Source organism: Mycobacterium sp. DBP42 (assembly GCF_005924235.1).
In the GTDB taxonomy this organism is placed as follows: Bacteria; Actinomycetota; Actinomycetes; order Mycobacteriales; family Mycobacteriaceae; genus Mycobacterium; species Mycobacterium syngnathidarum.
Window position 1 is genome coordinate 1 of record NZ_VCMY01000039.1, and the last position, 24,514, is coordinate 24,514.

Consider the following 24,514-nt stretch of genomic DNA (forward strand, 5'->3'; position numbering starts at 1 on the left):
CCAAACAAACTGGCATCAAAAAAACAAAACCACCCACCAAGAACGGAAGACGGGGAGTCCCCCAAGATGAATGGCAAAAAACAACAAACAAAAACCACCAAACACACTATTGAGTTCTCAAACAACACGCCCGAGTTTGCCGCGCAGAAATCCCGCGGCTAAAAGCCGCTGAACTTGCTGCGGGCAGTGAGAAGACCCACCGTAATGGGTGTCTCTCTCGGATTTTGTCTTCGCTCTCCGGCGCTTGTCCGTGTCGCTCTGACCTGGAATAAGTTACGTGAGCACCAACAGCGAGTCAAATCGCCTGGTGGCTCCGATGTTTCCCCAGGTCAGAGCCGGGTCGACGATCGGCCTAGGCGCCCACGCGCTCGACCCCTGCAATGTGCCGCTTGCCACGTCGCAACACGAGCCAGCGCTCATGCAGAAAATCGGAATGCTGTGGTATCCACTCGTCGCTTTCAATCCGCTTGTTGTTCACGTAGACGCCGCCCTCGGCAACGTTGCGGCGGGCGGCGCCCTTGCTGGCCGCCAACCCCGTGCCGACCAACAGATCGACGATCGAATCCGGGCCTCCCGGCTTCAGCTCGGCGACCTGTCCACTACTGGCTTCACGCAACGCGGCGCCGAGGGTGGGTTCGTCGAGGTCGGTCAACTCGGCCCGGCCGAACAACGCCTGGCTGGCCAGCTCGACTGCCGTCGTCGCGCCTTCCCCGTGTACCAACGTGGTGAGTTCCCTGGCCAGCCGCCTCTGCGCGGCGCGCTCATGGGCACGATTCTGGGTGGCGTCCTCGAGATCGACGATCTCATCCGAGGTCAGGAAGGTGAACCACCGCAGGTACCCGATGACGTCGGCATCGGCGGTGTTCACGAAGTACTGGTACCAGGCGTACGGGCTGGTCATCTCGGGATCGAGCCAGAGGTTGCCGCCGCCGGTCGACTTGCCGAACTTCTTGCCCTCGGAGTCGGTGACCAGCGGAGTTGTCATGGCATGCACGGTGGCGCCCAGCTTCTGACGCACCAGGCGCGCGCCGGCCACGATGTTGCCCCACTGATCGGAACCACCGATCTGCAACGCGCAGCCATGCCGCTGATGCAGTTCTACGAAGTCATTTGCCTGAAGCAGCATGTAACTGAATTCGGTGTAGGAGATGCCTTCGCCCTCCAGCCGGCGCCGGACGGTCTCCCGGTCCAGCATCACGTTCACCGAGAAGTATTTGCCCAGGTCACGCAGGAACTCGATGGCCGAGAGCTGGCCGGTCCAGTTCAGGTTGTTCTCCACGATGGCGCCGGTCGGGGTGTCGTCGAATTCGACGAACCGTTCGAGCTGCCCGCGGATCCGGCCGGCCCAGTCCGCGACCGTGTCAGCGGTGTTCAGCGTGCGTTCGCCGGTATCGCGAGGGTCGCCGATCATCCCGGTGGCGCCGCCGGCGAGCACGATCGGCCGGTGGCCGGCACGCTGGAACCGCCGCAGCGTGAGCAGCGGGACCAAGTGCCCCGCGTGCAGGCTGGGCGCCGTCGGGTCGAAACCCGAGTAGACGGTCATGGGTCCCTTGGCCAGGTCATTCGCCAGCGCGTCGCGGTCGGTCGACTGCGCGATCAGCCCACGCCAGTCCAGCTCATCGAGGATTCCCATGCTCATGACGACGATCATGCCGCATGGCCGACATCAGTCACTGGAGCCGGGCGCCGGGGCACGTGGACTGCGCCGATACGCCGACACCTCTGCCCTGTCGGCCAGCCACAACCGCCACCTACGGTCGGCAGCCTTGCTCACGCCGACCCGGGGTCCGGCGACCGCCGTAACCGGATCAGTTAGCGCCAACTGCACCGGACTGTCGACATCGAAAAGGTCAATTCCGTTGTCGTCCATGGTGATTCCCAGGGCAGAGCACAGGTTCCCCGGGCCTCGCGCCAGCGCGGCCGGCAGGATGGCCGGTCCACGGCGACGGTTTGCGACGTCGGCGCCCGCATACACCGCAGCGGCTCGCAGCAGCACCGCACCGGCGACGCCGTCGAATCCACAGACCACGTTCGCGCAGACATGAATGCCATGGCTGCGGTAGGTGTACAGATGCCCGGGCGGTCCGAACATCACGAGATTGCGACCGCCGGCGCCCCGGAACGAATGCGATGCGGCATCGGGCCAAGGTCCGTCGGGTGGGCCGCCGTAAGCCTCGACCTCCACGATGACGGCGCTGACTCCGCGACCGATCAGCTCGGCCCCCAACAGACGACGGGCCGCGAGCAAGGGGTCACCAGTCAACAGCTCGGCGCCCATCTGCAAGCCCACCCGAGCGATTCTGCACTTCGCAAAAACCACCGTTGACACCGGCCAGATCCCGGGCGCATTATTCATCACATGATGACTTCATCGGTTGATGAATTCTCCGTGGATTCCCCTACCGGGGGTGCTCCCCCGGCCATCGACATCGCCGGACTGCAGGTCAGCCGGGGTGGCCGGCCCGCGATCCGCGACCTCACCGTCCAGATCGCCGGCGGCACCATCACCGGCCTTCTCGGCCCGTCGGGCTGCGGCAAATCCACCCTCATGCGCTGCATCGTCGGGACACAGATCGTCGCGGCCGGTACCGTCACGGTGCTCGGGCACCCGGCCGGTTCGGCGCCGCTGCGCCATCGCGTCGGATACGTCACGCAGGATCCGACCATCTACGACGACCTGCGGGTGATCGACAATGTGCGGTACTTCGCCGCGCTGTACGGAACGTCAGCGGCCTCGGTGGCCGCCGCGATCCGCTCGGTCGGCCTCGAGGATCACCGCACCGCATATTGCGGCAATCTCTCCGGTGGCCAACGGACCCGGGCCTCTCTCGCCTGCGCGCTGGTGGCCGAACCCGAACTGCTGGTGCTGGACGAACCCACCGTCGGCCTGGACCCGGTGCTGCGGGTGGACCTTTGGGAACAGTTCAACGATCTGTCGCGGCGCGGCACCACGCTGCTGGTCTCCAGCCATGTCATGGACGAGGCCGATCACTGCGGCGACCTGCTGCTCATGCGTGAAGGTCGACTGCTCGCCCACACCACTCCCGACCGGCTACGGAAGGACACCTCATGCACGTCTCTGGAGGAAGCGTTTCTCACCGTCATCCGGCGCAGCGACCCAGGCGCGGCCAACCCGGCCGGCTGAGCCCGGCGGCATACCTGGCCACCACCGGCCGGATCCTGCGGCAACTGGCCGCCGACCACCGCAGCGTGGCAATGATCCTGGTGGTGCCCAGCCTCATCATCACCCTGATGTACTTCATGTTCCAGAACGCGCCGCAGGCACCGGGACATCCGTCGCCGTTCAACAACGCCTGCCTGATCATGCTCGGCGTCTTCCCCCTGATCGTGATGTTCCTGATCACCTCGATCACCATGCAGCGCGAACGCGTGTCGGGAACCCTTGAGCGCATCCTGACCACGCCCCTTCGCCGCTTCGATCTGCTGGCCGCCTACGGCACCGCCTTCTCGATCGCTGCCGCCGCCCAAGCCACCCTGGCCTGCATCGTCTCGTTCTGGCTCCTCGGATTCGACACCGCCGGCAGCCCCGCCCTGGTGTTTCTCATCGCGATCATCAACGCCGTGCTGGGCGTGGGTCTGGGCCTGCTGTGCAGCGCGTTCGCCCGCACCGAGTTCCAGGCAGTGCAGTTCATGCCCGTGGTGATCGCCCCGCAGCTGCTGTTGTGCGGCATCATCGTGCCGCGCGCCGCGCTGCCGGAATGGCTGCAGTGGATCAGCAACGTGCTTCCCGCCAGCTATGCGCTCGAAGCACTGCAGCAGGTTGGCGCCCATCCTGAGCTGACCGCGATCGCCGCCCGCGACATCGCGATCGTCGTAGGGTTCGCCGTCGTGGCATTGTGTCTGGCTGCGGCCACCCTGCGTCGCCGAACACCTTAGGAAACCATGAGCACCGACATCGATTCCGGCCAGGAACGCAAACGCCGGGGCCGTCCCTCGGGGCCGTCGGACCGACGTGAGCGCATCTTGGCCAGTGCGCGGGAATTGTTCGCCCGCAACGGAATCGACAAGACATCGATTCGCGCCATCGCGGCCGACGCCGGGGTTGACGCCGCCCTGGTGCATCACTACTTCGGCACGAAAACCCAACTGTTCGCCGCCGCGATTCACATTCCGATCGATCCCATGACCGTCATCGGACGGCTCAACGAGGTTCCGGTCGAACAAATCGGCCACACGCTGCCGTCAATCTTGTTGCCGCTGTGGGATTCCGAGATCGGCAAAGGGTTCGTGGCGACTTTGCGTTCCATCCTGGCAGGCAACGACGTATCGCTCGTGCGGTCGTTCCTGCAGGAGGTGATCATCGGAGAAATCGGGCCGCGCGTCGACGACCCGCCCGGTAGCTCCCGCGTGCGCATCCAGTTCGTCGCCTCGCAACTGGTCGGGGTCGCGATGGCGCGCTACATCCTGGAGCTGGAGCCTTTCGCGACGCTGCCGGTGGAGCAGATCGTCGAAACCATCGCTCCGACCCTGCAGCGCTACTTGACCGGTGACCTACCCGGACTCCCCTGACCCGGCCAGTTCCAGCAGGCGCTGATGCTCGGCGTCGTCATCGATGGCCACTGCCTCGTCGACCAAGAGCACCGGGATACCGTCCTCGATCCGGTAGGCGCGCCGCAGCCGTGGGTTGTAGAGCCAGTCCGTTCCCGCGAGCAGCAGCGGCCCGCGATCCTGCGGGCAGACCAGGATGCTCAGAAGCTTGTCGTCGACCACCACGTGAAGCTAGCCCAGCGGAATTTGGATGCCGCCACTAGGTCCGGGCTGGGCCCCCGCGCCACCCGGAATCGGCGCGATGCCACCCGGGAACTGCCCGACACCGGGATTGACACCGCCTCGCGAAATCTGCGCGTTCGACTGGGCCTGCAGCTTGCGCTGGTAGGCCAATGTGCTCTTGAGCGCTTTGATCAGCGGCACCTGATTGGGGCGCTTGTCGAGCGCTTCGGTGATGGCCTCACGGTTGGCGTTCGACGGCTTGTAGCCCTGCTGACGCAGCTTCAAGATGTCGTGGATCAGCGTCGAGATCTGTCCACCACCCTCACCGGTGTCATAGTCCTTGGCGACGATGGACAACGCTTCGTCGGCCGTCATCTGCGGCGCCGGCGCATCCGCCTGAGATGTGGGCTCGGCGGGATCCGCCGCGGCCGTCGGCGCACCCAGCCCCACGACCAGCGCACCACCCGTCACCGCGACGCCGACCACCCGACGCCAGCTGTGCACACCCGATCCCGAAGCCATCGATCCTCCAGTCGTTCGCCGTCTGCCGGAGCGTAACAGCGCGTTGCCGCCCCGGCACGCCGCCGACAAACCGGCCTAGTCGGTCTCCGGTTCGTCGTCGCCACCCGCGATGAGTTCGGCCCGGCTGGCCGCAGTCAATTTCTTGTACGTACCTGTATCGGCATCGAAGTACCAGCAGTTACGCCGACCCGGTTTCGGGATGCCCGCGGCCCGCAGCGGACCGATCACCGGGCGGTATGAGGCTCCGAGCTCCATGTCGGCCACCACGTGCACCACGTCCGGCGGACAACCCGCGGCCAGATCGTCCAGGGCGTGGGTGAGATCGGCCGTCGGGACGCTACCGCCGGGCCGCAGTGCCAGGGCCGTCACCGCCAACTGACGGCCCGATTCCTCGACGCCGTACGTCACCGACATGTCGACCGCGTCGAGGCGCCCGACCGCGTCGTTGACGCTCGTCGCGAACACCGGCCCACGCGCGGTGCGGATCACCGCACCACGGTTGTCCACCAGCCAGTAGTCACCGTCCTCGTCACGACGGAACAGGAATTCGGTGGACACCCAGGTATCGGCCGGCGCGAACACACCCCGTTTGACCACGGCGGTCGGATCCACCGGGCCACGCGGGTGAGCCAGGAGCACACCCACTTCGTTGGCCTCGGCCTTGCGGACAAAGCCTTGCTCGTCCTCCAGGATCAGGTCGTCGTCGGCATCGTAGGCAGCGAGTTCGACGGTGCCGCTGCCCGGCAGCGGACGACCCTTGCTGCCGATCTTGGCGCCCGAGACATTGGCCAGCACGGCCTGTCCGTCGGTGGTGGCGAAGAACTCCACCACCTGGGCCGGTTCGAACACATCGACCACGCGCTTCCACAGCCCGGCCGGCATACCGGAGCCGATGAACAACCGGACCGGATGACTGCCGGTCAGCGAGAACGACGGATCGTCGATGACCTCGCGCAGCATGGCCCAGGTGTAGGACACGACCGTGACGCCGTACTGCCGGATCTCCTGAAGGAACCGGTCGGGTTGCAGTCCACGGGACAGCGCGATGCGCGAGCCACCGACCACCGCGCCACCAAGGCTGACCAGCAGGCCCGACTGGTGATGCAGCGGGGTCAAGCAGTAGACCGTGTCACCGCGGCCCAGATTGGCGGCCGACGCGGTGCCGAACGCCGACAGCGCCCACCGGAAGTTCGTGATCTGACGGGCCACCAGTTCGCCGCCGACCTCGCTGAACGCCACGAACGCCAGGTCGCGGGCCAAGCCCGGGTTGGGCCGATACCAGCCGGGCAGCTCGACGACGTCGGGGTTGATCTTCTCCATGTCGACAACCGACGCGCCGTCGGCATCGTATTTGTCCAGGTGCAGATCACGGCTCTCGCCACCACCGAGGACCAGCACCCGCGTGTCGAGCTTGCGGGCCACCTCGAGGTGGCTGGGATCGGCGATGATCTCGGCCACCCCGCCGAGGCGGGCCGCCTCGGCCAGATCGGCTTCGGGCAGCAGCACGGCCACCGCACCCAACCGGGACAGCGCCGCGATCGCGACCAGCGCGCTGGGCCGGGTGTCCATCAGGACACCGACCCGGGCACCCTGGCGAACCCCGACGTCGATCAGACCGTGCACCACATTGTTGATGCGGCGGTCCACCGCCTCGTAGGTGTGCACGCGACCGTCGAAAAGCAACGCCTCACCGTTGGGCGCGCTGCGCGCCTGCTCGCTCATGATCCGGCCGAGCGAGATCCGGGTGTGATCGTTGACCTGTCCCAACCGGGCCAGGCGCGGCAAGGTGCGAGCCGTCTCGATGACCAGGGTCCGGGCGTTCTTGTTCGCCGTCACCAGCGCATCGGCGGCCGAGCGGGCCACCCCGAAGGCCATCTCGGTGGCTGCGGTGGCTCCGTGGGTGACACGGGTCGAGAACGACACGCCGCCTTCGGGGTGATCTGCCGGCTGCGATCCCATCGGAACGACACCTTCGGGCATCTGTTCTCCGCCAAGCCATTTCACCCATTGCGCCACCGTCGGCCAGGTCTGGGTGGAGGCCTTCGATCCCACCACCAGACCGAAATGTCCTGCCCTGATCAGATATTCGTAGACGTCAGCGTCCGGCGAGGCACGCTTGATGCCGCGCACGGCAGCCGGTTGGCCGATGTCATCGACCTCACCGATCACAGCCAGAATCGGGCAATTGATGTCGGACAGCGTGACGAGGTCACCGTGGATGGAGAAGCCGCCGGTGATCATGCGGTTGTGTGCGATGAACTGCTTGAGCAGTTCGGAGATCGCCGGCCCGGACCAGGCGATCCACCCCTCCGATGACAGGAAGCGGCGCTGTTGTTCGCGTGGCAGCAAGGCCTCCCGGTCGTGGAGCTGACGCAGAAACTCGAAGCGTGACTGGGCCGTCTTGATCGGGTCGAGCATCTGGAATCCGGTGCGCGCCAACCAGCCCGGGATGTCGATGCGGCTGAAGACGTGGTCGGCCATGAAGTCCGCGGCGCCCGCAGCGACCCCGGCCGGAAGGTTCATCGGCAGTGCGGCCAGGGTGTCCACCGGTGAGCCGAAGGCGATGATGCTCGCCAGATCCTTGGACCGCCGGTAGGCCGCGGCCTGGTAGGCGAACATCCCGCCCTGCGAGTAGCCGGCCAGATGCACGTCGCACCCGGTGACCTCCTTGACGATGTCGATGGCCTCCGACAACGCCACCACGTGGTCGGCCAGGTTTCGTTGCATCCCGCCCTCGACCTTGTCGGGCGAGCCGAAGTCGATGACCCACGGGTCGATGCCCGCGGCGTGCAGGATGCCGACCGCCCCGTCGTCGCGCGTCACGTCCCACATGTCGGCCGACATCATCATCGGATGCACCATCAGCACCGGCGGGCGCGGATTCTGGGCACCCGGGCGGGCGTCGGGTGGGAAATACCGCCGCAGCCGGTACATCGGCACGCTCTGGATGATCTGGAAGGGCGATGGGACCGAACCGGTCTCCAGGCCCCCGTAGCGCAGCACCTCCAGACCGTTCTGCGCGGTCGCCAGCAACCGCTCGACCGGTTTGGTCACTGCCGAGAAATCCACCAGCTTGCTCCCCACATCGCAAATCACCCCGACCCCCGATTGACGAGGTCATCATGGCACAACAGCAACCGATCACCGACTCGATCGTCGACAGGCCGAGTGTGGCCCGATGCGGTGCCGGTCCCGGGGCCGCCGAACGATAGGGTCGGCGGCGATGGCACACCTGCTCGGGGGCGAAACCCTGCATCTGGAGTACCCCACCGGGGTGGTGTTCGACGCGGTCACCGTCGGCGTCAGCGAAGGCGACCGGATCGGCATCGTCGGCCGCAACGGCGACGGAAAGTCCACCCTGCTGGGCATGCTCACCGGGCGCATCGCCCCGCACGGCGGCCGCGTGACCCGGCGCAGCGGCCTGCGAGTGGGGTCGCTGGACCAGACCGACACTCTCGACCCCGACCACACCGTCGGCTGGTCGCTGGTCGGAGACCGCCCCGAACACGAATGGGCCGGCGACGCCCGGATCCGTGACGTGATCGGTGGTCTGGTTGCCGACATCCCGTTCGACGCTCCCGTGTCGACGTTGTCCGGCGGCCAGCGCCGACGCGTGCAACTGGCCGCGCTGCTGATCGACAACTGGGACGTGATCGCGCTCGACGAGCCGACCAACCATCTCGATATCCAGGGCATCACGTGGCTGGCGGGACATATCAAGCAGCGGTGGGCACGTGGCGCCGGTGGACTGTTGCTGATCACCCACGACCGCTGGTTCCTCGACGAGGTCGCCACCACCACCTGGGAGGTGCACGACCGCATCGTGGAGCCGTTCGAGGGCGGCTACGCGGCGTACGTGCTGCAGCGCGTGGAACGCGATCGGCAGGCCGCCTCGATCGAAGCGAAGCGGCAGAACCTGATGCGCAAGGAGCTGGCCTGGTTGCGTCGGGGCGCACCGGCCCGCACCTCCAAACCCAAGTTCCGGATCGACGCGGCCAATGCCCTGATCTCCGATGTACCGCCGCTGCGCAACACCGTGGAGTTGTCCCGGCTGGCGACCGCGCGGCTGGGCAAGGACGTGATCGACCTGCTCGACGTGTCGGTGGCCTACCCGGGCTCTGAGCAAGAAGTGTTGCGCGATATCGAATGGCGCATCGGACCGGGCGAGCGCACCGGCATCGTCGGTGCGAACGGTGCCGGCAAATCCACCCTGCTCGGCCTGATCGCGGGGACCGTGACGCCGACCTCCGGCCGGGTCAAACGCGGTAAGACCGTGCGCCTTTCAATCCTCGACCAGCAATCCAGCGAGCTCGATGCGGTCGCCGGGGACATGGTCCGCGAAGTGGTCGGGCGGCTGCAGACCAGCTATCAGATCGACGGTAAGGACCTGACCCCGGCCCAACTGCTGGAGCGGCTCGGCTTCGCGCGCGACCAACTGTCGACCCGCGTCGGCGAACTGTCCGGTGGCCAACGCCGCCGGCTGCAGCTCATGCTGGTGGTGCTCTCGGAGCCGAACGTGCTGGTGCTCGACGAGCCCACCAACGATGTGGACACCGACATGCTGACCGCCACCGAGGATCTGCTCGATTCCTGGCCGGGCACACTGATCGTGGTGTCGCACGATCGGTATCTGCTTGAGCGCGTCACCGATCAGCAGTACGCCATCCTGGACGGCCGGCTGCGTCATCTGCCCGGCGGGGTCGACGAATATCTGAAGCTGTCCGAGCAGCGGGCCACCGGCGCGCCGAGTGGACCGGTGTCACGCACCGAAGCCCCTCCCGCGCAAGGATTGTCCGGCGCCGAACTGCGCAACGTCGAAAAGGAGATGGCCTCGATCGACCGGTCGCTGGCCAAGCTGGCCGACCGGATCTCCACCAAGCACGACGAACTCGCCGCCCACGACCAGTCCGACCATGTGGGTCTGGGGAAGCTCACCGGCGAACTGCGCGAGCTGGAATCGCAGGTCGCCGAGTTCGAAGCCCGCTGGATGGAGCTGTCCGAACACGTCGAATAGGTCTATCCGAGGACTCGCCGCAGCCGGTGGCGCAACCGGTCGGCGGTCTCGCGCACCACGCCGAGCTGCTTGGCGACCTGCACCGGCGCGGTGCCCCCACGTGCGCTGCGCGCGTCCACCGAACCCTCGACCGTCAGGACCTCGCGCACCTGGGCGGTCAGCGCGGGGTTGATCGCGGTGAACTCGTCGTCGGTGAGCTCGTCGAGGCCGACGCCGCGGGCCTCGGCGACTCGCACGGCCTCCCCCGCCGCCTCGTGGGCAACCCGGAACGGAACACCCTGACGGACCAGCCATTCGGCGATATCGGTGGCAAGTGTGTAACCGGCGGGTGCCAGCGCGGCCATCCGGGCCTCGTCGAAGGTCAGCGTGCCGACCAGACCGGCCATCGCCGGCAGCAGCAGCTCCAGCTGGGCCACCGAATCGAAGACCGGCTCCTTGTCCTCCTGCAGGTCCCGGTTGTACGCCAGTGGCTGCGCCTTGAGCGTGGCCAGCAGACCGGTGAGGTTGCCGATCAGCCGCCCGGACTTGCCGCGGGCCAGTTCGGCGATGTCCGGGTTCTTCTTCTGCGGCATGATCGAGCTGCCTGTCGACCAGGCGTCGTGCAGCGTGACATAGCCGAATTCGGTGGTGCTCCACAGGATGATGTCCTCGGCGAGCCGGGACAGATCCACCCCGATCTGGGCGAAGATGAACGCCGCCTCGGCGGCGAAGTCCCGCGCCGCGGTGGCGTCGACGGAATTGTCTGCCGCCGAGGCGAATCCGAGGTCCTCGGCGATGGCGTCGGGATCCAGGCCGAGCGACGAGCCGGCCAGCGCTCCCGAACCGTAGGGCGAGACCGCGGTGCGATCGTCGAAATCGGCGAGCCGGTCGACGTTGCGCAGCAACGGATGCGCGTGGGCCAGCAGATGATGCGCGAGCAGGATCGGCTGGGCGGCCTGCAAGTGGGTCTTGCCGGGCATGATCGCCGTCGGATGCGCAGCGGCCTGCGTGGCCAGCGCGTTGACCACTTCCAGCACGCCGTCGGCCACCCGGCGGACGGCGTCGCGCAGCCACATCCGGAACAGCGTGGCCACCTGGTCGTTGCGGGAGCGACCGGCGCGCAACCTGCCGCCCAGATCGGGTCCGACCCGGTCGATCAAGCCGCGTTCCAGCGCACCGTGCACGTCCTCGTCGGTGACCAGCGGCTCGAAACTGCCGTCGGCGACGTCGGAACCCAGGCTGTCCAGGCCCGCTAGCAACCCGTCGCGCTGTTCATCGGTGAGCAGCCCGGCCCGGTGCAACACCCGGGCGTGAGCCTTGGAGGCCGTGATGTCATAGGGCGCCAGCACCCAGTCGAAATGCGTCGACTTGCTCAGGGCGGCAAGGGCGGCCGAGGGACCGTCGGCGAACCGGCCGCCCCACAGCGATCCCTCGTTGGTGCTTCCGTCGTTGGTGCTCATGTCACTTACAGGCCCAGGTCGCGCTTGGCCGAGATCTTGGAGCTCAGGCCGTGCAGCTGCACGAAGCCCTTGGCCGCGCTCTGGTCGAAGCTGTCGCCCTCGTCGTAGGTGGCGAGGTTGAAGTCGTACAACGACTCACCGGAACGACGGCCGTTGACGATGATCGCCCCGGCGTGCAGGACCAGCCGGATATCGCCGGAAACGTGCTGCTGGGTGTGCTCGACGAACGCCTCCAGTGAGCGCTTCAGCGGGCTGAACCACAGGCCGTCGTAGGCCAGCTCGCCCCACTTCTGGTCCACGCCGCGCTTGTACCGGCCCAGCTCGCGCTCCAGCGTCACGTGCTCGAGCTCGGTGTGCGCCGTGATCAGCACCATCGCGCCCGGCGCCTCGTAGATCTCCCGGCTCTTGATGCCGACCAGCCGGTCCTCGACCACATCGAGCCGGCCCACGCCCTGGGCGCCGGCCCGGGTGTTGAGCTCCTGGATGATCTCCAGCACGCTGAGCGGGCGACCGTCGATGGCCACCGGGCGGCCCTTGTCGAAGCTGATGATCAGCTCGTCAGGAGCGTTGAAGTTGACCGTCGGATCCTGGGTGTAGTCGTAGACGTCCTTGGTCGGGGCGTTCCACAGGTCCTCGAGGAACCCGGTCTCCACCGCGCGGCCCCACACGTTCTGGTCGATCGAGAACGGCGAACGCTTGGTGACGTTGATCGGGATGGCGTTCTCCTCGGCGAACGCGATGGCCTTCTCGCGGGTCCAGGCGTAGTCGCGAACCGGCGCGATGACGTCCAGTTCGGGCGCCAGGGAGGCGAACCCGACCTCGAACCGCACCTGGTCATTGCCCTTGCCGGTGCAGCCGTGCGCGACGACGGTGCCGCCGTGGCTGCGCGCGGCGTCGACCAGATGCTTGACGATCAGGGGCCGGCTGATGGCCGACACCAGCGGGTAGCGGTCCATGTAGAGCGCATTCGCCTTGATGGTCGGCAGGCAGTACTCGTCGGCGAACTCGTCACGGGCGTCGACCACGACCGCCTCGACCGCACCGCAGTCCAGGGCGCGCTGGCGTACGACGTCCATGTCCTCGCCGCCCTGGCCGAGATCGATGGCGACGGCGACGACCTCTTTGCCGGTCTCCTTGCCGATCCAGCTGATCGCGACCGAGGTGTCCAGACCTCCGGAGTACGCCAGGATGACGCGTTCGGACATGAGCAATCTCCTTGTTTTTGGCTCTACTTCAAGTTCTCGATGGTTTTGACAAGTTCGGCCCCGGTCATCGGGTCGCGCGCCACCACCAGGATGGTGTCGTCACCGGCGACGGTGCCGACCACATACGGCAGGGCGGCGCGATCGAGCGCGCTGGCCAGGTAATGCGCCGCCCCGGGCGGGGTGCGCAGCACGGCAAGGTTAGCGCTGGCGTCGGTCGAGACCAGCAACTCCCCCAACAAGCGGGTCAGACGTTCGGTGCCACCGGACACCCCCCGCACCGGGCTCCCGTCCTCGGGGATGACGTACGCCCCGGCTCCACCTTCAACACCGCGCAGTTTCACCGCGCCGAGTTCCTCCAGGTCCCGCGACAGCGTGGCCTGGGTGACCTCGATGCCCTCCTGGCCCAGCAGCGCGGCCAGCTCGGTCTGGCTGCTCACCTGCCGCGACGACAGCAGGGCGATGATGCGGGCCTGACGGCCGGCGCGGGTGGGTGCGCTCACCTCAGACTCGCTCCAGCAGCCACACCAGCATGGCCTTCTGGGCGTGGAGCCGGTTCTCGGCCTCGTCGAACACCGCACTTTGGGGCCCGTCGATCACCTCGTCGGTGATCTCATGGCCGCGATGCGCCGGAAGGCAGTGCAGCACAACGGCTTCCGGGTCAGCCCGGTTGAGCAGTTCGGCGTTGACCTGGAACGGCCGGAACGGCCGCACCCGGTCCAGCCCGTCGTTCTCCTGGCCCATCGAGGTCCAGGTGTCGGTGACGAGCACGTCGGCCCCGTCGGCGCCGGCCTGCGCGTCGTCGGTGAGGGTGACGGTCGCGCCGGTCTCGGCGGCGCGGCGTTTGGCGGCGTCGACGAAGTGCGGGTCCGGTTCGAAACCGGCGGGCGCGGCGATGGTGACGTGGATGCCCGCGGTGACCCCGCCCAGCATCAGCGAGTGCGCCATGTTGTTGGCACCGTCGCCCAGGTATGTCATCCGCAGGCCGTTGAGGTCGCCCCGGCGCTCGGCCAGCGTCTGCAGGTCGGCCAGCACCTGGCAGGGGTGGAACTCGTCGGACAGGGCATTGACAATCGGGACGGAAGCACCGGTTGCCATGGCAGTGAGCCGCTCCTGGGCGAAGGTCCGCCACACAATGGCATCGACGTAGCGGGACAGCACCGCACCGGTGTCTTCGAGGGTCTCCTCACGCCCCAGCTGGGTGCTGCGGCCGTCGACCACCACGGCGTGGCCGCCGAGCTGGGCGATGCCCATCTCAAACGAAAACCGGGTGCGGGTCGAGTTCTTCTCGAAGATCACCGCGACGCCGCGCGGGCCTTCCAGCGGGCGCCGGGAGAACGGTGCCTTCTTCAGTTCGGCGGCCAAGGCGAGCACCTCGGCCTGCTCGTCGGGCGACAGGTCGTCGTCACGCAGGAAATGCCGGATGGTCATGCAGAAGCCTCCACAGCGGTGTCGAGAACGGCGGGCAGAGCGGACAGGAAAGTCTCGATCTGGCCCTCGGTGATGATCAGGGGCGGTGCCAGCCGGATGACGTCGGCGGCCGCGGCGTTGACGAGGAAACCGGCGTCGCGGGCCGCTGCCTCCACGGCCTTGGCACTGGGGGCGGTCAGCACCACGCCTTGCAGCAAGCCCTTGCCGCGCACGTGGCCGACGAGCGGATGACCGAGCTCTTCGATGCCGTGGCTCAGGGTCTTGCCGAGGACGCCGGCCCGCGCGATCAGGTCACCGTCGGCCAGTGCTTTGAGCACCGCCAGCGCGGCGGCGGTGCATACCGGGTTGCCGCCGAAGGTGCTGCCGTGCAGACCCGGGGTGAGCAGGTCACCCGCCGCGCCGATGGCCAGGCAGGCACCGATCGGCAGCCCGCCGCCCAGGCCCTTGGCCAAGGTGACCACGTCGGGGGTGATGCCGTCGTGCTGATGGGCGTAGAACGCGCCGGTACGCCCGACGCCGGTCTGCACCTCGTCGAGGACGAGCAGCGCGCCGTTCTTCGTGGTGATGTCGCGCGCAGCTGCCAGGTATCCGGCGGGCGGGACGACGACGCCGCCCTCCCCCATGATCGGTTCGAGGAACACTGCCGCAGTGGTGTCGTCTACTACCGCGGCAAGGGCATTCACGTCGCCGTACGGCACGTGGGTGACGTTGCCCGGCAAGGGCTCGAACGGTGCCTGCTTGGCGGGCTGGCCGGTCAGCGCCAGCGACCCCATCGTGCGGCCGTGGAATGCGCCTTGGGCGGCAACGATGTTCGTCTTGCCGGTGAGCCGGGTGATCTTGAAGGCGACCTCGTTGGCCTCGGTGCCCGAGTTGCAGAAGAACACCCGTGCCTGAGCCCCCAGATGCCCGACCAGCGCCTCGGCCAGCGCGATGCCCGGTTCGGTGGCATACAGATTGGAGGTGTGGCCCAGTGTGTCGAGCTGAGTGGTGACGGCCTCGATGACCGCGGGGTGGCGGTGGCCGAGCAGGTTGACCGCGATACCGCCGAGCAGGTCCAGATAGGACTTTCCGTCGGTGTCGGTGACCACGACGCCGTCGCCGCTGGCCAGCGCCAACGGCGGGGTGCCGTAGTTGTTCATCATCACCGCTTCCCAGCGGTCCTGCAGGCTCACGGTTTTACCACCTTGGTTCCGGTTCCCTCATCGGTGAAAAGTTCGACGAGCACGCAATGTTCGACGCGACCGTCGATCACGTGAGCGCTCGGCACGCCGCCTTCCACTGCCCGCAGGCAGGCCTCGATCTTGGGCACCATGCCCGATTCGAGTGACGGGAGCAGTTGGGTCAGGGCCGCGGTGTCGATCTCGGTGACCAGCGACGAGCGGTCAGGCCAATCGGTGTAGAGACCCTCCACATCGGTGAGCATGATCAGTTTCTCGGCACCCAGGGCTTCGGCCAGGGCCGCGGCGGCGGTGTCGGCATTGATGTTGTGCACCACACCGTCGACATCGGGTCCGATGGTCGAGACCACCGGAATACGGCCCGCGGCAATGAGATCCAGCAATGAGTCGGCGTTGACCTGCTCGACGTCGCCGACCAGCCCGATGTCGGTGGCCACCCCGTCCACGGTGACGCTGCGTCGCACCGCGGTGAACAGGTGCGCGTCCTCACCGGTGAGGCCGACCGCGTACGGGCCGTGGGCGTTGATCAGATTGACCAGTTCGCGGCCCACCTGACCGAACAGCACCATGCGCGCCACATCGAGGACCTCCGGGGTGGTCACCCGGAAGCCACCTTTGAAATCGCCTGCGATGCCGAGCTTCTTGAGCATCGCGCTGATCTGCGGACCGCCACCGTGCACCACCACGGGATGGATACCGCAGTTGCGCAGGAACACCATGTCGGCGGCGAAAGCGGCCTTGAGGGTGTCATCGGTCATGGCGTTGCCGCCGTACTTGACGACGACGATCTTGCCGTGCAGCTGCTTGAGCCACGGCAGAGCCGAAGCCAGCACCTGGGCCTTGACGCCGCGCTCGATCGCTTGGCTCATGAGCTGTACGCCGAGTTCTCTTCGACGTAGGCGTGCGACAGGTCGGTGGTCCTGATCGATGCCTCGTGCGGACCCACGCCCAAGTTCACGACCACGACGATGTCCTCACCCGACAGGTCGACGTCGCGCGCTCCGGGCGCGCCGGCGCCGTCGATGCAGACCGGAGACCCGTTGAACGACACGCTGATCCGCTCCGGATCGAGCTTCACCGGCGCGATGCCGACGGCGGCCAGCACCCGGCCCCAGTTCGGGTCGGAGCCGAACAGTGCGGTCTTGACCAGGCTGTCGCGGGCGATCACCCGCGCGGCGATCAGCGCGTCGTCCTCGGTCTCGGCGCCGGCGACGGTGATGACCACCCGCTTGGTGACACCTTCGGCATCGGCCTGCAGCTGCGCGCACAGATCGTCGCAGACCCTCAGCACGGCTTCGTTGAGATCGTCCTGGCTCGGGGCGATTTCGCTGGCGCCGGACGCGAGCAGCAGCACGGTGTCGTTCGTCGAGCAGCTGCCGTCGACGTCGAGGCGGTCGAAGGTCAGCTTCGCGGCCCGCTTGAGCGCGATTTCCAGGGCGGCCGCGTCAGCGACGGCGTCGGTGGTCAGCACCACCAGCATGGTGGCCAGCGACGGCGCCAGCATGCCCGCGCCCTTGGCCATCCCGCCCAGGGTCCAGTTCTCCCCGGACTCCACCGAATGGTGCAGCGCAACCTGTTTCGGCACGGTGTCGGTGGTCATGATGGCCCGCGCGGCATCGTCGCCGCCGGTCAGACCGCCGGCGATCTCGTGCACGATCTCGGTGACCCCGGCCAGCACCTTGTCCATCGGCAGCCGGTCACCGATCAGGCCCGTCGAGCACACCGCAACCTCGATGGCGCCGGTCTCGGTGCCCCAGTCGCTCAGCGCGCCGGCCACGGCCTCGGCGGTGGCGTGGGTGTCCTGGAAGCCCAGCGGGCCGGTGCACGCATTGGCGCCACCGGAGTTCAGGACCACCGCACGCAGCCTGCCCGTGGCCAGCACCTGCTGCGACCACTGCACGGGCGCGGCCTTGATCTTGTTGCGGGTGAACACGCCCGCGGCGGCGTAATCCGGCCCCTCGTTGAACACCAGGGCCAGGTCTGGGGCGCCAGATTCCTTGATACCGGCCGCGATTCCGGCGGCCCGGAAGCCGGCCGGGGCGGTGACGCCCTGTGTGCGGACCAGCTTGGCGGTCTGTGCCGCTTCGGTCACGGTGCCACTCCCACGATCGAAAGTCCTTCGGTTTCCGGCCAGCCCAGCGCCAGGTTCATCGACTGCACCGCGGCTCCCCCGGTGCCCTTGGTGAGGTTGTCTATGGCGGCGATCGCCACCAGTGTCTTCGCCTGTTCGTCCACCGCGACGGCAAGCTGCGCGGCATTGCTACCGATCACCGAACCAGTCTTGGGCAGTTGCCCTTCGGGCAGCAGGTGAATGAACGGCTCGGCGTCGTAAGCCTTTTCGTAGGCCGCCCGCACCTCGGCCGCCGACGCCTCGGTGTGTGCGGTGCAGGTGGCCAGGATGCCGCGAGCCGTCGGGATCAACACGGGGGTGAACGAGACGGTGACATCCTTGTCGGTCACCGACCGCAGCCCCTGCGCGATCTCCGGGGTGTGCCGGTGCTTGCCCGCGATGTTGTAGGCGCGGGCCGAACCGATCACCTCCGCGCCCAGCAGGTCCACCTTGGCAGACTTGCCTGCGCCGGAAGTGCCGCTGACCGCCACCACCGTGACAGCCGGCTCGACGAGGTCGGCAGCAACCGCAGGCAGCAGTGCCAGCAGGGCTGCGGTCGGATAGCAGCCCGGGACGGCGACACGCTTGGCGCCCTTGAGCCGGTCCCGGCCGCCGGGCAGTTCAGGCAGCCCGTAGGGCCAGCTGCCGGCGTGTGCCGAACCGTAGAACCTCTCCCAGTCTGCGGCGTCGGTCAGCCGGAAGTCGGCACCACAATCGATGATCAGGGTGTCGGGACCCAGCTGTTCGGCCAGCTCCGCGGAATGACCGTGCGGCAAGCCCAGGAACACCACGTCATGGCCGGCCAGCACCGCCGCATCGGTGGGTTCCAGAACGCGAGCGGCCAGTGGCAGCAAGTGCGGGTGATGTTCGGCCATGGTGGTGCCGGCACTGGAGGCCGCGGTCAACGCCCCGATGGTCAGCCGGCCGTCAGCGTAGGCCGGATGCCCGAGCAGCAATCGCAGGATCTCTCCGCCGGCGTAGCCGCTGGCGCCGGCCACCGCTATCGAAGTCATCCGGCAATTCTGCATTGTTATGCATGCAGATGCAAACTCATTAATTCGGCGACCGTTTTCCCTGCCGAGCAGACGCAGAATCGCATCAAGGAGTGCTCGGTAATGCGATTCTCTGTCTGCTCGCGGAGAAACTCAGCCGCGCAGGACGGCGCCGACGCGCTCGCCGGCCACCGCCACGGCGGCGTCGCGGGCGGCGCTGGCCTCGTCCTCGGTCAGGGTGCGGTCGGCAGCCCGGAACCGCAGCGCCAGGGTGAGCGATTTGCGGCCCTCCCCGATCTGCGGACCGGTGTAGACGTCGAACAGCCGGACGTCCTCCAGCAGTTCACCGGCCCCGTCGCGGACGGCGTCCACGACGGCAGCCGCGGCGACCTCGTCACCGACCACGACGCTGATGTCCTGGAACACCGCCGGGAACGGGGACACCCTCGGCGCCGGCAGGGTCTCGACGATCGGCACCGCATCGAGGTCGAGTTCCACGGCACAAGCGCCCTTCGACAGGCCCGTCCGTTCGATGACTGCGGGATGCAGCTGACCCGCATAGCCGACGGTGGTGTCGCCGACGAGCACCTCGGCACAGCGACCCGGATGCCACGGAAGCTCCTGGGCGGCACGCAAAGTGAACTCCACCCCGGCTGCCCGGCCGATCACCCGCACCGCCTCGAACGCGTCGGCAGCCTCCACCGCACGTCCCGGGCCCCACGGGCCGGCCGGTTCCCGCAGCCCGGCGAGCACCGCGGCCACATGCTGGGGCTGACGCGGCAGCGAGGCGTCCAGCCCGGCGATCTCGTCGTCGGTGGGCCTGCGATCGTTCGGGATCCGCTCGACGGCCCTCGTCTCGTCCGTGGGATGTACCACCTGCTGGATCGCGAACAAGGCGACATCAGCAGCGCCACGGGATACGTTGCGGCCCAGGGCTTCCAGCAGCCCCGGGAGCAACGTGGTGGCCAGCTGCGGCCGGTCGGCCTCGAGCGGGTTGAGCACCTTGGTGGCGTTGCGGCGCGGATCCTCGGTGGCCAGACCCCACGCGTCGAACACGCCCGCAGGCAGGAACGGCGTGGGCAGGACCTCGACGAATCCGGTCAGTGCCAGCGACTTTCCGATGGCCCGGCGCCGCTTCTGCACCGCGGTCAGCCCGCGCCCGGCCGGCGCGGTCGGCAGCACCGACGGAATGGACTCCAGCCCCTCCAGGCGCAGCACCTCTTCGACGAGGTCGGCACGCTGACGCAGGTCCGGCCGCCAGCTCGGCGGGGTGACGGTCAGAGAAGCGGCACCGGCGGCTTCAGCGACGACGGCACCGATCTGAGTGAGCCGACGAGCCGTGGTGCCCACGGCGTATTCGACTCCCGCCGTGCGGTCCGGCAGGTCGGCCGGAATCTCGATGGCCGGATGAGCCCAGTCGGTGCGCCCGCCCGCGCGCCAGTCGGTGAGTTTCGGTTCGACGGTTCCACCGGCGATCTCGGCCAGCAGAGACGCGCAACGGTCAAGGGCCGCAACCGAGATGGCCGGATCCACCGACCGCTCGTAGCGACGGCCGGCCTCACTGGCCAGATGCAGGCGACGCTGGGTACGTGACACCGCGGCCGGATCCCACACCGCGGCTTCCAGCAGCACATCGGTGGTGGTACCGCGCACCTCGGTGGTGCCCGCGCCCATCACACCGCCGATGGCGGCTGTCGCGACGTCGTCGACGATCAGCACGTCGGCCGAGTTCAACGTGCGCTCGACATCGTCGAGCGTGACGACCTTCTCACCGTCACGGGCGAACCGCACCCCGAAACCACCGGTGATCAGGCTGCTGTCGTGGGCATGCATCGGGTGGCCGATTTCGAGCATGACGTAGTTGGTCACGTCGACGGCCGGCGAGATGGCACGGATGCCGCTCAGCATCAGCCGGCGCTGCAGCCACCACGGTGAAACGGCGGCCGGATCGATGCCGGTGACGGGCCGTAACCCGAAGCGCTGCACACCGGTTCCGGGTTCGACTGTCAGCGGCCAGGCCTCACCCTCTGCAGGGAGCGGTGCGACGTCGGCCAGATCGACAAAGTTCAGATCGTGCGCGCACGCGATTTCGCGCGCCAGGCCACGGACCGACAGGCAGTAGCCGCGGTCTGGCGTGATCGCCAGGTGGAACACCACGTCGTCCAGGCCCAGCACGTCGGCGGCCGGGGTGCCCGGTTCGGCGGTGCCCTCCGGCAGGATCAGGATGCCGGCGCCCTCGACGCCCAGGTTCATCTCCGACGCCGAGCAGATCATGCCGTCGGAGACCCGGCCGTAGGTCTTGCGGGTGGCGATGGTGAAGTCACCCGGCAGCACGGTGCCCGGCAGCGCCACGACAACGAGGTCGCCCACTGCGAAATTCGTGGCTCCGCAGACAATGTCGCGTAACTCTGGTTCACCGACGTCGACCTTGCAGGCCCGGATGGGCTTCTTGAACTCGGTGAGTTCCTCGATCTCGGCAACCCGGCCGATGGTCAGCGGGCCGCTCACCGGACCGACCGGAATGATCTCCTCGACCTCGTGTCCGATCCGGATGAACGTCTGCTCGAGTTCCTCGACCGACACGTCCCAGCCCGGGGCCCCGGCGCGGACCGCTTCACGCAACCAGCTGAAGGGAATCCGCATCAGGCACCGACCCCGAAGGGCAGCGAGAACCGGACATCGCCCTCGACCATGTCGCGCATGTCAGGAATTCCGTTGCGGAACTGCAGAGTTCGCTCCAATCCCATACCGAAGGCAAAGCCGGAGTAGATGTCGGGGTCGATTCCGCAGGCGCGCAACACATTCGGGTTGACCATGCCGCAGCCGCCCCATTCGACCCAGCCGGCGCCACCCTTCTTGCCGGGGAACCAGATGTCCACCTCGGCCGACGGCTCGGTGAACGGGAAGAAGTGCGGACGGAACCGGGTGCGCCCCTCCGGACCGAACTGGGCCCGCGCGAACGCATCCAGCGTGCCGCGCAGATGCGCCATGGTCAGGCCTTTGTCCACCGCCAGGCCCTCCACCTGGTGGAACACCGGGGTGTGCGTGGAGTCGAGTTCGTCGGTGCGGAAGGTCCGCCCGATCGAGACGATGTAGACCGGCAGCTCGCGCTCCAGCAGCGCCCGGATCTGCACCGGCGAAGTGTGGGTGCGCAGCACCTGTCGCGACCCGTCGGGTGCGACCTGGAAGGTGTCCTGCTCGCTACGGGCCGGATGATCCGGCGGGAAGTTCAGCGCGTCGAAGTTGAACTGCTCGGTCTCGACCTCGGGCCCCTCGGCCAGTTCCCACCCCATCGCCACGAAGGTGTCGGCGACGTTCTCGGCCAGGATGGTGATCGGGTGCCGGGCGCCGACGGGCTGCCGCGTCGAGGGCAGCGTCACGTCGATGCGTTCGGCGACCAGCACCGCAGCGTCGCGCTCGGCGCGAAGCGCGGCCAGTCGCTCGTCGTACGCACGCTGGGCCTCGCCACGCGCGACGTTGACGCGTTTGCCCGCATCGGCGCGGTCGGCCTTCGGCAGCGTGGCCAACGCCTGGCGAGCCAAGGCGATCGGGGCACGATCACCGAGGTGCTCGGTCTTGGCACGCGCGAGCGCGTCGAGGTCACCGGCCAGCTCAAAGGCATGCCGGGCCGCGCTGACGGCTTTGGTCAGGGCTTCTTCTGAGAGATCACTGGGCTGCTGAGCCACCCGGCGATCATAGGCGATCGGCGAATTGCCCTTCGAACGCGTTTGTCCTCAGGAAGCCGGCAACTGGCCGGACGTTTTCACCCGGTACATCACCAGATCGTCGGGCACGCCTTCCGGCTTGGTCGAGAACATCTGCCGGCGTTGACGTTTGACACTGACCCCGAGGTCTGCCAGTTCGTCTTCGGTGATGCCCTCCAGCGTGGTGTGCGACACCACCAGGCCGCCACTGTTGGCCCGCTCCATCACCCGGGCCGCGATGTTGACATCTACGCCGAGCCAGTCCGACCCGATGCGCTGCGGACGTCCGGTGTGGATACCGACCCGCATACGCGGTACGTAGCCGTCCATGTCGATGCCCTTCACCCCTTCCAGCGCCACCAGCATCGCCGCCAGGGCGGTACCGGGGTCGGAGAACACCGCCATCATGCCGTCGCCCATGCGTTTGACGATGTGACCGCCGGCTTCCAGCACCGGCGGCTCGATCACTTGTGCCACGTGGCGCAGCAAGCGCAATGTGGCGTCGTCGCCGGAGCGCAGCGACCACGACGAGAACCCGACGAGATCGGTGAACGCCAGTGTCACCTCGGGATTGGCCGGACTTCCCGAGACACGCTCGGTCAACGCCTGCCACACCTGCAACGCGCCCAGACTCACCTCGCGCGAGGCGGCGTCGCGATCCAGGAGCCGGTCGGCCACGCGCGCCGCCGCCCGGGGACCGCCCTCACCCGACACCGAGAGCCGGTCACCGAAGTCCGGATCCCCGGGAAGTGACCGACGTACCCGACGGACCAGATCGACGACGGCCGGGCTGCGGTTGGCGCTCTGCAGCCATCCCAGAGGGCCCGGCAACCCGGGTGCCGGCACTGGGCGCTGTTGCGGCGCTTGCTCGACATCCCCGACTCGGCCGGACGGGTCATCGAACGGCTCGCCATCCACAGCGCAAGAGTAAGTGGCCCGCGGACCGGGCGGCAATCACGCCAGGAGCGGGTTTGCCCACACTCCCCCGCCGGCAGTGAACCTGGCTGGTCACAGCGCTGTGGCGCGACGATAGCCCCCGCATAACAGTGCGCGCCGACGCGCCGCGGGATCGTAGACAACATGCGTTGTCACTACTATCGTTGGTTCCAGCTGTGATTCATGTCATGACGAGTCAACGAGGACGCAATGACCACACGAACCACCTTCACCGCCGAGCACGACCCGCTCGGGCCCGATTCTCTGACCTGGAAATACTTCGGTGACCTCCGCACCGGAATGCTGGGTGTGTGGATCGGCGCGATCCAGAACATGTATCCGGAACTCGGCGCCGGCGTCGAGGAACATTCGATCCTGCTCCGCGAACCCCTCCAGCGGGTGGCCCGGTCGGTGTACCCGATCATGGGGGTGGTCTACGACGGCGACCGGGCGGCCGACACCGGCGCACAGATCAAGGGTTTCCACACCACGATCAAAGGCACCGACGGCCAGGGGCGCCGCTACCACGCGCTCAACCCGGAGACGTTCTACTGGGCACACGCCACGTTCTTCATGTTGATCATCAAGACCGCCGAGTACTTCTGCGGCGGCCTCACCGAGGCCGAGAAACAACAACTGTTCGACGAACATGTGCAGTGGTATCGCATGTACGGCATGAGCATGCGGCCGGTCCCCGACAGCTGGGAAGAATTTCAGGAGTACTGGGACGCCAAGTGCCGCGACGAGCTCGAGATCAACCGGGCCACCCTCGACATCTTCACCATCCGGATCCCCAAGCCGTGGTTCGTGCTGATGCCGACGGCAGTCTGGGACCAGCTGTTCAAACCTCTTGTCGGAGCACAGCGCTGGATCGCGGCAGGCGTTTTCGACCCGGCCGTCCGGGAAAAGGCCGGCATGCGATGGACGCCCGGTGACGAGGTGCTGCTGCGAATCTTCGGCAAGGCGGTCGAACTGGCGTTCATCGCCGTGCCCGACGAGATCAGGCTGCACCCACGCGCATTGTCGGCGTACCGCCGCGCGGCCGGGAAGCTACCGGCCGACGGGCCGCTGGTGGAAGCGCCCGGTTTCATGGCCCCTCCCCGCGACCGGCGGGGGCTGCCGATGCACTACTTGCCGCGCCACAAGACCCTGCTGGACCGGGCCGGGGCGCTGGTGCACACGACGTTCTCGCTGCCGGCGCTGCGGCGGCCGGCCCGCCGCCCCGCCGCTTGATTTTTGACACGTGTCTAAGCTG

The 24,514-nt window shown here is 67.6% G+C and carries 21 protein-coding genes; 5 read left to right on the forward strand and 16 right to left on the reverse strand.

Translation table 11 applies throughout. The features are described from left to right. Positions 1-352 precede the first annotated feature (352 nt). Positions 353-1,639 carry a tyrosine--tRNA ligase gene (gene tyrS / locus E0T84_RS25250; RefSeq protein ID WP_171055162.1) on the reverse strand — a complete coding sequence of 429 codons (1,287 nt, stop codon included), beginning with the start codon at positions 1,637-1,639 and terminating at the stop codon, positions 353-355. A gap of 27 nt (positions 1,640-1,666) precedes the next feature. Further along, positions 1,667-2,278, reverse strand: a complete 612-nt coding sequence (locus E0T84_RS25255) for a DNA-3-methyladenine glycosylase (protein WP_138745876.1) — start codon at positions 2,276-2,278, stop codon at positions 1,667-1,669. A gap of 81 nt (positions 2,279-2,359) precedes the next feature. Between E0T84_RS25255 and E0T84_RS25260 the strand changes: the two genes are divergently transcribed. From E0T84_RS25260 to E0T84_RS25270, 3 genes are read left to right on the forward strand one after another with little or no spacing between them, the layout of a single operon-like run. Beyond that, positions 2,360-3,145 (forward strand): ABC transporter ATP-binding protein, encoded by a 786-nt coding sequence (locus E0T84_RS25260; protein ID WP_138745845.1) that lies wholly within the window; start codon positions 2,360-2,362, stop codon positions 3,143-3,145. Then, the gene (locus E0T84_RS25265) at positions 3,070-3,897 is read left to right on the forward strand and encodes an ABC transporter permease (protein WP_249383750.1); all 828 of its coding nucleotides are present in this window, start codon (positions 3,070-3,072) and stop codon (positions 3,895-3,897) included. Before E0T84_RS25260 ends, E0T84_RS25265 begins: the two co-directional genes overlap by 76 nt. 6 nt (positions 3,898-3,903) lie before the next feature. Beyond that, positions 3,904-4,530, forward strand: coding sequence for a TetR/AcrR family transcriptional regulator (locus E0T84_RS25270; RefSeq protein WP_070185669.1), 627 nt, complete (start codon positions 3,904-3,906; stop codon positions 4,528-4,530). Here the strand turns inward: E0T84_RS25270 and E0T84_RS25275 are convergent. The 3 genes from E0T84_RS25275 to E0T84_RS25285 all read right to left on the reverse strand — a co-directional run bounded on the left by E0T84_RS25275 (position 4,513) and on the right by E0T84_RS25285 (position 8,325). After that, the gene (locus E0T84_RS25275; RefSeq protein ID WP_138745846.1) at positions 4,513-4,731 is read right to left on the reverse strand and encodes a Trm112 family protein; all 219 of its coding nucleotides are present in this window, start codon (positions 4,729-4,731) and stop codon (positions 4,513-4,515) included. The genes E0T84_RS25270 and E0T84_RS25275 overlap by 18 nt on opposite strands. A gap of 9 nt (positions 4,732-4,740) precedes the next feature. Further along, complete coding sequence (locus E0T84_RS25280) at positions 4,741-5,253, reverse strand: hypothetical protein (protein WP_138745847.1); 513 nt, start codon at positions 5,251-5,253, stop codon at positions 4,741-4,743. A 75-nt stretch (positions 5,254-5,328) separates the two neighbouring features. Then, positions 5,329-8,325: an acyl-CoA synthetase gene (locus tag E0T84_RS25285; RefSeq protein WP_171055166.1), complete on the reverse strand. Its 2,997-nt coding sequence runs from the start codon at positions 8,323-8,325 to the stop codon at positions 5,329-5,331. 151 nt (positions 8,326-8,476) lie between these two features. Here E0T84_RS25285 and E0T84_RS25290 point away from each other — a divergent pair, with 151 nt between their 5' ends. Continuing rightward, positions 8,477-10,267 (forward strand): ABC-F family ATP-binding cassette domain-containing protein, encoded by a 1,791-nt coding sequence (locus tag E0T84_RS25290; RefSeq protein WP_138745849.1) that lies wholly within the window; start codon positions 8,477-8,479, stop codon positions 10,265-10,267. A gap of 2 nt (positions 10,268-10,269) precedes the next feature. Here the strand turns inward: E0T84_RS25290 and argH are convergent, their stop codons facing one another. From argH to E0T84_RS25345, 11 genes are all read right to left on the reverse strand, one after another. Continuing rightward, entirely contained in the window at positions 10,270-11,706 is a 1,437-nt protein-coding gene (gene argH, locus E0T84_RS25295) for an argininosuccinate lyase (protein WP_138745850.1), read from the reverse strand. A 5-nt stretch (positions 11,707-11,711) separates the two neighbouring features. Then, on the reverse strand, positions 11,712-12,911 hold the full coding sequence (locus tag E0T84_RS25300) for an argininosuccinate synthase (RefSeq protein ID WP_070185665.1): 1,200 nt from the start codon (positions 12,909-12,911) through the stop codon (positions 11,712-11,714). A gap of 23 nt (positions 12,912-12,934) precedes the next feature. Further along, on the reverse strand, positions 12,935-13,411 hold the full coding sequence (locus E0T84_RS25305; protein ID WP_070185664.1) for an arginine repressor: 477 nt from the start codon (positions 13,409-13,411) through the stop codon (positions 12,935-12,937). Between the two features lies 1 nt (position 13,412). Then, on the reverse strand, positions 13,413-14,339 hold the full coding sequence (gene argF / locus E0T84_RS25310) for an ornithine carbamoyltransferase (RefSeq protein WP_138745851.1): 927 nt from the start codon (positions 14,337-14,339) through the stop codon (positions 13,413-13,415). After that, complete coding sequence (locus E0T84_RS25315; RefSeq protein ID WP_249383751.1) at positions 14,336-15,481, reverse strand: acetylornithine transaminase; 1,146 nt, start codon at positions 15,479-15,481, stop codon at positions 14,336-14,338. Before E0T84_RS25315 ends, argF begins: the two co-directional genes overlap by 4 nt. A gap of 26 nt (positions 15,482-15,507) precedes the next feature. Further along, positions 15,508-16,386, reverse strand: a complete 879-nt coding sequence (gene argB / locus E0T84_RS25320) for an acetylglutamate kinase (protein ID WP_138745853.1) — start codon at positions 16,384-16,386, stop codon at positions 15,508-15,510. Further along, positions 16,383-17,609 (reverse strand): bifunctional glutamate N-acetyltransferase/amino-acid acetyltransferase ArgJ, encoded by a 1,227-nt coding sequence (argJ, locus tag E0T84_RS25325; protein WP_138745854.1) that lies wholly within the window; start codon positions 17,607-17,609, stop codon positions 16,383-16,385. Before argJ ends, argB begins: the two co-directional genes overlap by 4 nt. Continuing rightward, positions 17,606-18,640: an N-acetyl-gamma-glutamyl-phosphate reductase gene (gene argC, locus E0T84_RS25330; protein ID WP_138745855.1), complete on the reverse strand. Its 1,035-nt coding sequence runs from the start codon at positions 18,638-18,640 to the stop codon at positions 17,606-17,608. Before argC ends, argJ begins: the two co-directional genes overlap by 4 nt. Positions 18,641-18,772: 132 nt before the next feature. Next, the gene (gene pheT / locus E0T84_RS25335) at positions 18,773-21,262 is read right to left on the reverse strand and encodes a phenylalanine--tRNA ligase subunit beta (RefSeq protein ID WP_138745856.1); all 2,490 of its coding nucleotides are present in this window, start codon (positions 21,260-21,262) and stop codon (positions 18,773-18,775) included. Then, complete coding sequence (gene pheS, locus E0T84_RS25340) at positions 21,262-22,305, reverse strand: phenylalanine--tRNA ligase subunit alpha (RefSeq protein WP_138745857.1); 1,044 nt, start codon at positions 22,303-22,305, stop codon at positions 21,262-21,264. The genes pheT and pheS overlap by 1 nt, the downstream gene beginning before the upstream one ends. A 48-nt stretch (positions 22,306-22,353) precedes the next feature. Beyond that, the gene (locus tag E0T84_RS25345) at positions 22,354-23,241 is read right to left on the reverse strand and encodes an adenylate/guanylate cyclase domain-containing protein (RefSeq protein WP_171055164.1); all 888 of its coding nucleotides are present in this window, start codon (positions 23,239-23,241) and stop codon (positions 22,354-22,356) included. A 228-nt stretch (positions 23,242-23,469) separates the two neighbouring features. On the opposite strand from E0T84_RS25345, the gene E0T84_RS25350 reads away from it, so the two are divergent. Next, on the forward strand, positions 23,470-24,492 hold the full coding sequence (locus E0T84_RS25350; protein WP_138745858.1) for an oxygenase MpaB family protein: 1,023 nt from the start codon (positions 23,470-23,472) through the stop codon (positions 24,490-24,492). Positions 24,493-24,514: the final 22 nt, after the last annotated feature.

What these genes read in the sequence shown, in the direction of transcription:
- tyrS (WP_171055162.1), bottom strand. Translation starts at nt 1,639, where the DNA reads ATGAGCATGGGAATCCTCGATGAGCTGGACTGGCGTGGGCTGATCGCG.
- E0T84_RS25255 (WP_138745876.1), bottom strand. Translation starts at nt 2,278, where the DNA reads ATGGGCGCCGAGCTGTTGACTGGTGACCCCTTGCTCGCGGCCCGTCGT.
- E0T84_RS25260 (WP_138745845.1), top strand. Translation starts at nt 2,360, where the DNA reads ATGATGACTTCATCGGTTGATGAATTCTCCGTGGATTCCCCTACCGGG.
- E0T84_RS25265 (WP_249383750.1), top strand. Translation starts at nt 3,070, where the DNA reads ATGCACGTCTCTGGAGGAAGCGTTTCTCACCGTCATCCGGCGCAGCGA.
- E0T84_RS25270 (WP_070185669.1), top strand. Translation starts at nt 3,904, where the DNA reads ATGAGCACCGACATCGATTCCGGCCAGGAACGCAAACGCCGGGGCCGT.
- E0T84_RS25280 (WP_138745847.1), bottom strand. Translation starts at nt 5,253, where the DNA reads ATGGCTTCGGGATCGGGTGTGCACAGCTGGCGTCGGGTGGTCGGCGTC.
- E0T84_RS25290 (WP_138745849.1), top strand. Translation starts at nt 8,477, where the DNA reads ATGGCACACCTGCTCGGGGGCGAAACCCTGCATCTGGAGTACCCCACC.
- argH (WP_138745850.1), bottom strand. Translation starts at nt 11,706, where the DNA reads ATGAGCACCAACGACGGAAGCACCAACGAGGGATCGCTGTGGGGCGGC.
- E0T84_RS25300 (WP_070185665.1), bottom strand. Translation starts at nt 12,911, where the DNA reads ATGTCCGAACGCGTCATCCTGGCGTACTCCGGAGGTCTGGACACCTCG.
- argF (WP_138745851.1), bottom strand. Translation starts at nt 14,339, where the DNA reads ATGACCATCCGGCATTTCCTGCGTGACGACGACCTGTCGCCCGACGAG.
- E0T84_RS25315 (WP_249383751.1), bottom strand. Translation starts at nt 15,481, where the DNA reads ATGATGAACAACTACGGCACCCCGCCGTTGGCGCTGGCCAGCGGCGAC.
- argB (WP_138745853.1), bottom strand. Translation starts at nt 16,386, where the DNA reads ATGAGCCAAGCGATCGAGCGCGGCGTCAAGGCCCAGGTGCTGGCTTCG.
- argC (WP_138745855.1), bottom strand. Translation starts at nt 18,640, where the DNA reads ATGACTTCGATAGCGGTGGCCGGCGCCAGCGGCTACGCCGGCGGAGAG.
- pheT (WP_138745856.1), bottom strand. Translation starts at nt 21,262, where the DNA reads ATGCGGATTCCCTTCAGCTGGTTGCGTGAAGCGGTCCGCGCCGGGGCC.
- E0T84_RS25350 (WP_138745858.1), top strand. Translation starts at nt 23,470, where the DNA reads ATGACCACACGAACCACCTTCACCGCCGAGCACGACCCGCTCGGGCCC.